At 65.9% G+C, this 8777-nt stretch carries 10 protein-coding genes and 1 pseudogene; 3 read left to right on the top strand and 8 right to left on the bottom strand.

Translation table 11 applies throughout. The annotated features are described in order from the left end of the window. Together HMPREF3115_RS32125 and HMPREF3115_RS01800 are read right to left on the bottom strand one after the other, a co-directional pair. A partial coding sequence (locus HMPREF3115_RS32125) for an ABC transporter ATP-binding protein (RefSeq protein ID WP_371089348.1) occupies positions 1 to 487 on the bottom strand: 487 nt, incomplete at its 3' end. A gap of 88 nt (positions 488 to 575) precedes the next feature. Further along, positions 576 to 1670 carry a polyamine ABC transporter substrate-binding protein gene (locus tag HMPREF3115_RS01800; RefSeq protein WP_070553300.1) on the bottom strand — a complete coding sequence of 365 codons (1095 nt, stop codon included), beginning with the start codon at positions 1668 to 1670 and terminating at the stop codon, positions 576 to 578. Positions 1671 to 2012: 342 nt separating this feature from the next. On the opposite strand from HMPREF3115_RS01800, the gene HMPREF3115_RS01795 reads away from it, so the two are divergent. Beyond that, positions 2013 to 2216: a DUF1289 domain-containing protein gene (locus HMPREF3115_RS01795; RefSeq protein WP_053297215.1), complete on the top strand. Its 204-nt coding sequence runs from the start codon at positions 2013 to 2015 to the stop codon at positions 2214 to 2216. 85 nt (positions 2217 to 2301) lie between these two features. Here the strand turns inward: HMPREF3115_RS01795 and HMPREF3115_RS01790 are convergent, their stop codons facing one another. The 3 genes and pseudogenes from HMPREF3115_RS01790 to HMPREF3115_RS01780 all read right to left on the bottom strand — a co-directional run. Beyond that, the gene (locus tag HMPREF3115_RS01790; RefSeq protein ID WP_006404744.1) at positions 2302 to 2952 is read right to left on the bottom strand and encodes an OmpW/AlkL family protein; all 651 of its coding nucleotides are present in this window, start codon (positions 2950 to 2952) and stop codon (positions 2302 to 2304) included. 65 nt (positions 2953 to 3017) lie between these two features. Then, the gene (locus HMPREF3115_RS01785; RefSeq protein WP_070553299.1) at positions 3018 to 4208 is read right to left on the bottom strand and encodes an NAD(P)H-dependent flavin oxidoreductase; all 1191 of its coding nucleotides are present in this window, start codon (positions 4206 to 4208) and stop codon (positions 3018 to 3020) included. A 114-nt stretch (positions 4209 to 4322) separates the two neighbouring features. Continuing rightward, a pseudogene (locus tag HMPREF3115_RS01780) lies at positions 4323 to 4523 on the bottom strand (aldehyde dehydrogenase family protein); the annotation flags it as partial. A gap of 212 nt (positions 4524 to 4735) precedes the next feature. Here HMPREF3115_RS01780 and HMPREF3115_RS01775 point away from each other — a divergent pair. Continuing rightward, on the top strand, positions 4736 to 5101 hold the full coding sequence (locus tag HMPREF3115_RS01775) for a hypothetical protein (protein WP_006399981.1): 366 nt from the start codon (positions 4736 to 4738) through the stop codon (positions 5099 to 5101). Between the two features lie 12 nt (positions 5102 to 5113). Here the strand turns inward: HMPREF3115_RS01775 and HMPREF3115_RS01770 are convergent, their stop codons facing one another. Beyond that, positions 5114 to 5578, bottom strand: coding sequence for an Lrp/AsnC family transcriptional regulator (locus tag HMPREF3115_RS01770; RefSeq protein WP_006399980.1), 465 nt, complete (start codon positions 5576 to 5578; stop codon positions 5114 to 5116). Positions 5579 to 5711: 133 nt separating this feature from the next. Here HMPREF3115_RS01770 and HMPREF3115_RS01765 point away from each other — a divergent pair, with 133 nt between their 5' ends. Continuing rightward, the gene (locus HMPREF3115_RS01765; RefSeq protein WP_035488336.1) at positions 5712 to 6758 is read left to right on the top strand and encodes a zinc-dependent alcohol dehydrogenase family protein; all 1047 of its coding nucleotides are present in this window, start codon (positions 5712 to 5714) and stop codon (positions 6756 to 6758) included. 98 nt (positions 6759 to 6856) lie between these two features. Here HMPREF3115_RS01765 and HMPREF3115_RS01760 read toward each other — a convergent pair whose 3' ends face one another. Then, the gene (locus HMPREF3115_RS01760; RefSeq protein ID WP_070553297.1) at positions 6857 to 7312 is read right to left on the bottom strand and encodes a YjjA family protein; all 456 of its coding nucleotides are present in this window, start codon (positions 7310 to 7312) and stop codon (positions 6857 to 6859) included. A 390-nt stretch (positions 7313 to 7702) separates the two neighbouring features. Further along, positions 7703 to 8777, bottom strand: a 1075-nt coding sequence (locus tag HMPREF3115_RS01755; RefSeq protein ID WP_256275954.1) for an ATP-binding cassette domain-containing protein, incomplete at its 5' end; no start/stop codon positions are given.

The following is an 8777-nucleotide window of genomic DNA, read 5'->3' as shown; positions in this document are numbered from 1 at the left end:
GCTGGTGCGGCTTGCGCTTCGCGTACTTGCCCATCTGCACGAGATCGAGCGCCGCGGCGACGCGCTCCTTCAGCTCGGCCTTCGGCGTGCCTTCCTGCTTCAGCCCGAACGCGACGTTCGACTCGACCGACATGTGCGGAAACAGCGCATACGACTGGAACATCATGTTCACGGGTCGCCGGTACGGCGGCATCTGCGCGAGGTCCTCGCCGTCGATCAGGATCTTGCCGGACGTGACCGTCTCGAGGCCGGCAAGCATGCGCAGCAGCGTCGACTTGCCGCAGCCCGAGCTGCCGAGCAGCGCGAACAGTTCGCCCTGGCGCACGTTCAGGTTGACGCTGCGCACCGCTTCGGTGTCGCCGAACTTCTTCGCGACGTCGATGATCTGGACAAAGTTCTCCGCGCGTGCGTCCGCGCCCGACGGGGAGCCCGGCGGGGAAACGAAAGACGGCGCGCCCGTGGCCGGCGGACTCGACTGGCTCTTCATGATGTGCTGCTTCTCTCCTGCGTTTGAACGAACAAAGCCCCCGGGGACACCAGGGGCTTGATGACTGCTGGCTTCACTGCGACGCGTATCAGCGTCCCGACTTCAGCTCGGTCCACAGACGCGTCTGCAGACGCTGAATCTCGGGCGGCAGCGGCTTGAGCAGGAACAGCGTCTTCACGACGTCGGCCGGCGGGTACACGGCCGGGTCGTTCGCGACGTCGGGCCGCACGTACTTGCGGGCTTCGGCGTTCGCGCTCGGGTAGTACACGGCGTTGGTGATCGCCGCATGCACCTTCGGATCCTCGATGTAGTTGATCCACTGCAGCGCGGCTTCCTTGTTCTTCGCGTCCTTCGGAATCGCCATCACGTCGAACCAGACCGGCGCGCCGCCCTTCGGAATGTAGTACTCGATCTTGTACGGCTTCTTCGCCTCGAGCGCGCGGTGCTTCGCGATCACGACGTCGCCCGACCAGCCGAACGCGAAGCAGATGTCGCCGCCGACCATGTCGTTGATGTAGCCCGACGAGTTGAATTGCGTGATGTACGGACGGATCTTCTTCAGCACTTCCATCGCGGCCTTGTAGTCGGCCGGGTTCGTGCTCATCGGATCCTTGCCGATGTAGTGCAGCGTCGCCGCGAACATCTGGTCGGGTGCGTCGAGCACCGACACGCCGCAGGTCTTCAGCTTCGAGATGTTCTCGGGCTTGAACAGGATGTCCCAGTTGTCGAGCGCGACCTTGCCGAGCACCTGCTGCGCCTTGTTGACGTTGTACGCGAGGCCCGTCGTGCCGTAGGCCCAGGGCACCACGTACTTGTTGCCCGGATCCGCGCCGGCGACGAGCGACATCAGCTGCGGATCGAGATACTTGAGGTTCGGCAGCTTCGACTTGTCGAGCGGCGTGAAGATGCCGGCCGCGATCTGCTTGCCCGCGTAGTTGCTGGTCGGCACGACGATGTCGTAGCCCGAGCTGCCGGCGAGCAGCTTGGCCTGCAGCGTGTCGTCGCTGTCGTAGTTGTCGTAGCGGACCTTGACGCCGGTCTGCTTCTCGAAGTTCGGGATCGTGTCCTTCGCAATGTAGTCCGACCAGTTATAGACATTGAGCTGCGTATCCTTCGCTGCTGCCGCCGATGCGCCCACACAGAGCGCGAGCGCCGCGAACCGGCCCGCCACCTTTGCTTTCATCCCGTTCTCCCTTCGGCCGGACCGCTTGCCCGGCTGCCGTCTGCCTCGTGATGGCGCCGCATTCCGTCGCGCCGCCCCTAGAAAACCCCGAACGCTACCATCATTCGCGCCCCGTCACAAAAAAATCATGCCGGTGTCGCGCAAACGGAACAGATTCCCGCCGCCGGCCGCCTCGGCCGCCCGTGCGGCGGGGCATTCCGGGGGAAATTCTATCGGGTAATCCGCGGCTGTCCATCGGAAAAAGGACGCCGGGCGTGGTGTCGTGCGACCGCGTCGCGGCAGCCGTCCGGCGCGATGCTTTAAAATGGCGCGCTCACGATTTCCTCCGCACGAACCGTCCCGATGGCCTCCAATCTCCACGACCTGCCCGACAGCCCCTGCATCGGCGTCTGCTCGACCCTCTTCGACGAAGTCTGCAAGGGCTGCGGCCGCACGGCCGCCGAGGTCTCGAACTGGGTGTTCATGAGCGACGACGAAAAGCGCGCCGTGTGGGCGCGCATCACGCGCGAAGGCACCGCGATGCGGTTCCGCAACGACAAGCTGTAAGCGCGCGCCGCACGAATAAAAAACGCGGCATGCCGACTGCCATGCCGCGAACCCCAACTCCGTTCGTTTCGTGCCGCGTGCGGCGCTAGAACTTCATCCCGACACCCACCCCGACGATCAGCGGATCGATATGCAGCGTGCCGATGCCGCGGTCGCCGAGCGTCGCGTCCGTGCTCATCCAGATCTTCTTCACGTCGACGTTCAGGAACACGCGCTTCGTCATCTGCACGTCGACGCCGAACTGCAGCGCCGGCCCGAAGCTGCTCTTGCCGATCGACACGCCCTCGCCGCCGACGTTGAGCCCGTTGTTGTAGAAGTACGTGTAGTTCAGCCCCGCGCCGACGTACGGCCGCACCTTGCCCGCATGGTTGAAGTGGTACTGCAGCAGCAGCGTCGGCGGCAGCACGTTTACGCCGCCGAGATGGCCGGCGCTCGACGTCACCTGATGCCGCGACGTGCCGAGGATCAGCTCGACGCCCAGGTAGTCGCGGATCATGTACGTGAAATCGAGCTCCGGCACGATCGCGTTGTTCACGCCGACGTTCAGCGCGCCGAGCGTATCGCTGCCGCGCTCGTTCGGCTGGATGCTGATCGCGCGCAGCCGCGCGAGGACGTCGCCCTGATGAATGCCGTCGCCGGGCGACGCCGCCTGCGCGAGCGACGGCAGCGCGACGCTCGCGGCCACCACGGCCGCGGCGATGAGACGTGTTCGAATCGTGTCAATGGTTTGGTGCATGGTACGGACCCCCGAATAATGATCTCCATTTTCCGTGTAGGGTCTTTCGCGCATCTTGATGTCCGTCAAGCCAGCGTAAACGCGGGACGGTTTGTCGCAGGCTCTGCCGCGCGGCCGGTCAGCAGCAGGTCGAGCAGATCGCGCACGCTGCGGATCGCACGGCCGAACGGCAGCGCTTCGCGGCCGCGGAAGAACAGGCCGTTGGCGACGTCGCCGCGCAGTGCGGCGGCGAGCCGCGTATCGATGCAGAAATGCCCGAACCGTTCGATGCCGTCGCGCAGCCCGCATACGCTCAGGCATTCGAGCGCGGTCGGGCAGCGCTGCTTCAGCGCGCCGAGTTTCGCGCGGATGCGCGCCTCGTTGCGCAGATAGCGGTCGAGCCACGGCGTTCTGACCGCGCGCGCGGGCAGGCCCGTCACGCTGACGAATTCGACGATGTCGTCCGGCGTCGCATCGGCGAGCACGCGCTTGAAGTTCGGATGCGCGTCGCCCTCCTCGGTCACCGCGAACGGCGTGCCGATCTGGACGCCGTCCGCACCGGCGTCGAGCGCCGCGCGCACCGCGTCGTGGCTGTTGATGCCGCCCGCGACGATCAGCGGAATCGCGTCGCGGGCGATGCCGAGCGACGCGATCGCCTGCGCGGCGTCGTCGAGCACGCGTGCGAGGTCGAAGCGCGGATCGTGCATGTCGGCGAGCTGCGTGACGCCGAGGTGGCCGCCCGCATGCGCGGGATGCTCGATGACGATCGCGTCGGGCAGCCGGCCCTTCTTCATCCACTTCTTGAGGACCAGCGCGATCCCGCGGCCGTCCGACAGGATCGGAATCAGCGCAATGTCGCGGCCCTGCACGAGATCGGGCAACTCGAGCGGCAGACCGGCGCCCATCACGATCGCGTCGGCGCCCTCGTCGCAGGCCACGCGGACGTAGTCCGCATGCGCGCTCACCGCCTTCATCACGTTGACTGCGACCATCCCGCGCCCTTGCGCGTACGTCTTCGCGAGCCGGATCTCGCGCGCGAGCGCTTCGAGGTTCGCCGCTTCGAGCGTCGCACGGTCGGGCTGCGCGCGACAGCGTGCGAGCAGATCCGCATGATGGTGCCGCAGGTCGATGCTCGCGATCGTGCCGAGCGCGCCCTCGTGCGCGACGCTGCCGGCCAGCCGGTGCGCGGAGATGCCGACGCCCATGCCGCCCTGCACGATCGGCAACAAGGGACGGCCGCGGATCGTGAGCGGCGGGAAAGAACTGCGGACGGTCATCTGAAGCCTCGTCGAAACATCGTCGGAAACGCGATGATCGACGATCGGCCGCCGCGCACGTTGACGGCCGTCAACGAACGACGACGGCACGCGTGCGCGCCGTCGTCGCGCCGCTCAGGCGGGCTTGCGCGCGGGCAGCGGCAGCGACTTGTACTCGAGATATTCGTCGAGACCGTACACGCCGTTCTCGCGGCCGCACCCCGACCGCTTGAAGCCGCCGAACGGCGCGGCCGGATTCCACGCGCCGCCGTTGATGTCGACCTGGCCCGTGCGCAGCCGGCGTGCGACGCGCAGCGCACGCTCGTCGCTGCCGGCCCGCCTCGGGAAAGCGGTCATTCCAGCGACCGCCGCACGCGCCGACGACGCCCGCCACGCGCGCGTGCACGCCGTTCCGGCGATGCAACACCGGCGCAACACCGGCACGACGACGGATGCGCGGCGTGGCCTGCATCGTGCTATGTTTTTAATATCGGCGCCGGCCCGCGCGGCCGCGCCACCCGGAACCGATGCCTTTCGTGAGCGCTGCCATGACCGACGCATCCCACACCCTCGGCTCGCACGACCGCCTCGAGCTGCTTTGCTGGCTCACCTGCGGCAATCTCGGCGCGTTTTACCTGAACGAATCCTGGCCCGACGCCGCCTTTCAAGTGAAGGCCGCGCACCGCTGGCTCGATCGTCATCAGCGGCAAGCCGACTGGCTCGCGATCGCGAAGCTCGCGGCGCTCGCGCAGGACATCGCGAAGCGCCATGCGAGTTTCGTCGACGCCACGTGGGCACGCGACGCCGTCGAGGAAATCGTCGACACCGACGATCTCGACTATCGCGCGAAGCTCGTGCAGTGGGTGTACGACGACTGCTGCAAGGCGCTCGCCGACAAACGGCTGGCGGACTAATCGCCGCCCGGGTCAGACGATCGGCAGCCGGTGCGTCGACTTCAGCTGGCGCAGCGACAGATTGGAGCGGATGCTCAGCACGCCCGGCAGCTTGCGCAGCACCTTCTCGACGAAATGGCTGTAGTCGTCGAGATCGGCCGCGACCACCTGCAACAGGAAATCCGCTTCGCCGGTCGTGTTGTCGCACGCGAGCACGTTCGGGCTCGCGGCGATCAGCCGTTCGAATTCGGCGGTCACTTCCTCGCTGTGCTGCGTGCAGACGATCTGCACGAACGCCATCACGCCGAGTCCGAGCTTGCGGCGGTCGAGCCGCGCGTGATAGCCCTCGATCAGCCCCGCTTCCTCGAGGCGCCTGAGCCGGCGCCAGCACGACGTCTCGCTCAGCGAGAACGCTTCCGCGAGCCGCGCATTCGACACGCGCCCGTCCCGCTGCAGCATGTCGAGCATCCCGCGATCGATCTTGTCCAGTTGTTCCATGAAAGCTCCTTGCAGCGATGGCGCATGGGTCGCAAGGCTAGCCCAAAAGAGACGGCATCTCAATCGGAAAACGAAAGATAAATCCGATATTGCGCGGTTATATTGAAAGACTCATTCGCAATTGGAGGAAATCGTGAAAGCAGTCGTTTACGAAGCATTCGGCGCCGCGCCGCGCGTGATGCAGGTCGCGGACCCGACGCCCGCGCCGGACGGCGTCGTGATCGAGGTGAAGGCGACCGGCGTCTGCCGCAGCGACTGGCACGGCTGGATGGGGCACGATCCGGACATCGTGCTGCCGCACGTGCCGGGACACGAACTGGCAGGCGTGGTCGTCGCGACCGGTGCGGACGTCACGCGCTGGAAGGCCGGCGACCGCGTGACCGTGCCGTTCGTCGCTGGCTGCGGCCGCTGCCCGGAGTGCCACTCCGGCAACCAGCAAGTGTGCGAGCGGCAGTTTCAGCCGGGCTTCACGCACTGGGGTTCGTTCGCCGAATTCGTCGGCATCCATCATGCGGACCTGAACCTCGTGCGGCTGCCCGACTCGCTCGATTTTCCGACCGCGGCGAGCCTCGGCTGCCGGTTCGTCACGTCGTTTCGCGCGGTCGTCGATCAGGGGCGCACGTCGGCAGGCGAATGGGTCGCGGTGCACGGCTGCGGCGGCGTCGGGTTGTCGGCGATCATGATCGCGAACGCGATCGGTGCGAATGTCGTCGCGGTCGACATTTCGGCGGCCGCGCTCGCGCTCGCGCGCGCGGTAGGCGCCGCGGCGACCGTCGATGCATCGCAGGTCGGCGACGTCGTCGATGCGGTGAAGGACATCACCGGCGGCGGCGCGCACGTGTCGCTCGACGCGTTGGGTCACCCGAGCACCTGCTTCAACTCGATTGCGAACCTGCGTCGCCGCGGCCGGCACGTGCAGGTCGGGCTGATGCTCGGCGAGCATGCGACGCCGGCGGTGCCGATGAGCAAGGTGATCGCCCACGAGCTCGAAATTCTCGGCAGCCACGGAATGCAGGCGCATCGCTACGATGCCATGCTCGAAATGGTGCGCGCCGGCAAGCTGGCGCCGAGCCGGTTGATCGGCAAGGAAATCAGCCTCGGCGAATCGGTCGACGCGCTGATGAACATGAGCCGGTTCGAAGGCGCCGGTGTGACGGTCGTGACGGATTTTTCGCGCTGAAAGCGGATGCCGGGCGCGCCATCGCGTCGTCCGGCATCGCGTTGCGCGCACCGTTCGCGCGCGACGGCCCGACGCACGCGAACGGTGCGCGCTGCGGCTTACAGCAGCGATTTCGCCTGCGACAACACCTTGTCGCAGATCTGCTTCGTGACCTGCTGCTTCAGGCCGCCGCCGCTCAGATCGAGCTTGTTGCCGTTGCCGGCGTCCAGAATTCCGCTGGCGCCGCTCGTGTAGCCGCTGTCGGACGATGCATTGCCGCCAAGCTTGCCGAGCAGCGCGTCCTTCACCGACGACGCGCTGCCGGCCGCGCCGCCGAGATAATTGTTCTGGATGCAGAACTGCAGCACGCCCGCGACATTGCCGGTGCTGCCCGGCATGAGCGACGAGCCGCCACCGCCCAGTGCACCGCCGAGGCCGCCGAGATTGCCCAGCGCGCCGCCGGCGCTGCCGCCCGAATCGCCACCGCCGCCGACCTGCGCGTGGGCCACGGAAAACGGTGCGAGCAATCCGATCAGCGCGCCGGCGACGGTCGCGCGGTATAGACGTGCATTCATGCAAAACCTCCCGGGTTCTGACTGCGTGAGTGCGGTAAAGCGCATTCAAGGATAGGCAATCGATCCGGGCATGACAGCCCCTGTACGCGATTTGAAATGTCAGACATCGTGATTCCGCGGGGATTTGACAATGCTTGACGTGAGAGAGGCGCGGCGGCGATCGCGAGCGCCGCGCCGATCGAGGCGAACGACACGGCCGGACGGCAATTCGCAGAGCAGCATGCCGGCCAACGGCGATCGGGAGGTGAAGAGTGAATGGCGACGTCTGACCGGGTACTTGCGATCATCCGCGCCGTCTTATCGTGGGTACAACAAAAAAGCCCGCCGAGTACAACTTGGCGGGCTTCCTGAGCGCAATTGCGTAAATCAGATTCGGTACAAATCAGCGAATCAATCCTGCCCCTGGCTCGCGAGGAAATCCTCGTAATTCCCACCGAAGTCGACGAGCGTACCGTCCGTCTTCACTTCGATGATCCGGTTCGCCAGCCCGCTCACGAACTCGCGGTCGTGCGACACGAAAATCAGCGTCCCTTCGAACTTCTCGAGCGCGATCTGCAGCGACTCGATCGATTCCATGTCCATGTGGTTCGTCGGCTCGTCCATCAGCAGCACGTTGTGGCGGCCGAGCATCAGCTTGCCCCAGATCATGCGGCCCTTCTCGCCGCCCGACAGCACCTTCACCGACTTCTTGATGTCGTCGGCCGAGAACAGCAGGCGGCCGAGCGTGCCGCGCACCATTGTCTCGTCGTCGCCGTCCTTGCGGTACTGGTCGATCCAGTCCATCAGCGTGATGTCGTCCGGGAACTCCTCGTACGTGTCCTGCGGCATGTAGCCGACGTTCGCGTTCTCGGCCCACTTCACCGAGCCGTGATCGAGCGTCAGGTTGCCGTACAGCGCGCGCAGCAGCGTCGTCTTGCCCGCGCCGTTCTCGCCGATGATCGCGATCCGCTCGCCCGGCTGCACCGACAGGTTGAAGTTCTCGAAGATCGTGCGGTCGTACTTCTTCGTGATGCCTTCGGCGACCACCGCGATGTTGTGCAGCTTCTTCTCGAACTCGAAACGGATGAACGGGTTCTGTCGCGAGGACGGCTTGAATTCCTCGATCTTGATCTTGTCGATCTGCTTCGCACGGCTCGTCGCCTGACGCGCCTTCGACTTGTTCGCCGAGAAGCGGCGCACGAAGTCCTGCAGTTCGGCCACGCGCTCCTTCGCACGCGCGTTCGCGGCCGCCTGACGCTCGCGCGCCTGCGCGGACGCGAGCATGTAGTCGTCGTAGTTGCCCGGCCAGACCTTCAGCGTGCCGTAGTCCATGTCGGCCATGTGCGTGCACACCGAGTTCAGGAAGTGACGATCGTGCGAAATGATGATCATCGTCGAGTTGTACTCGTTCAGCGTGTGCTCGAGCCAACGGATCGAGTTGATGTCGAGGTTGTTGGTCGGTTCGTCGAGCAGCAGCACGTCCGGC

Origin of the sequence: Burkholderia sp. HMSC10F09 (assembly GCF_001806955.1) — a bacterium.
Lineage (GTDB): Bacteria > Pseudomonadota > Gammaproteobacteria > Burkholderiales > Burkholderiaceae > Burkholderia > Burkholderia multivorans.
Note: the sequence above shows the minus strand (reverse complement) of the source record. Positions and strands in the feature narration are given on the sequence as shown.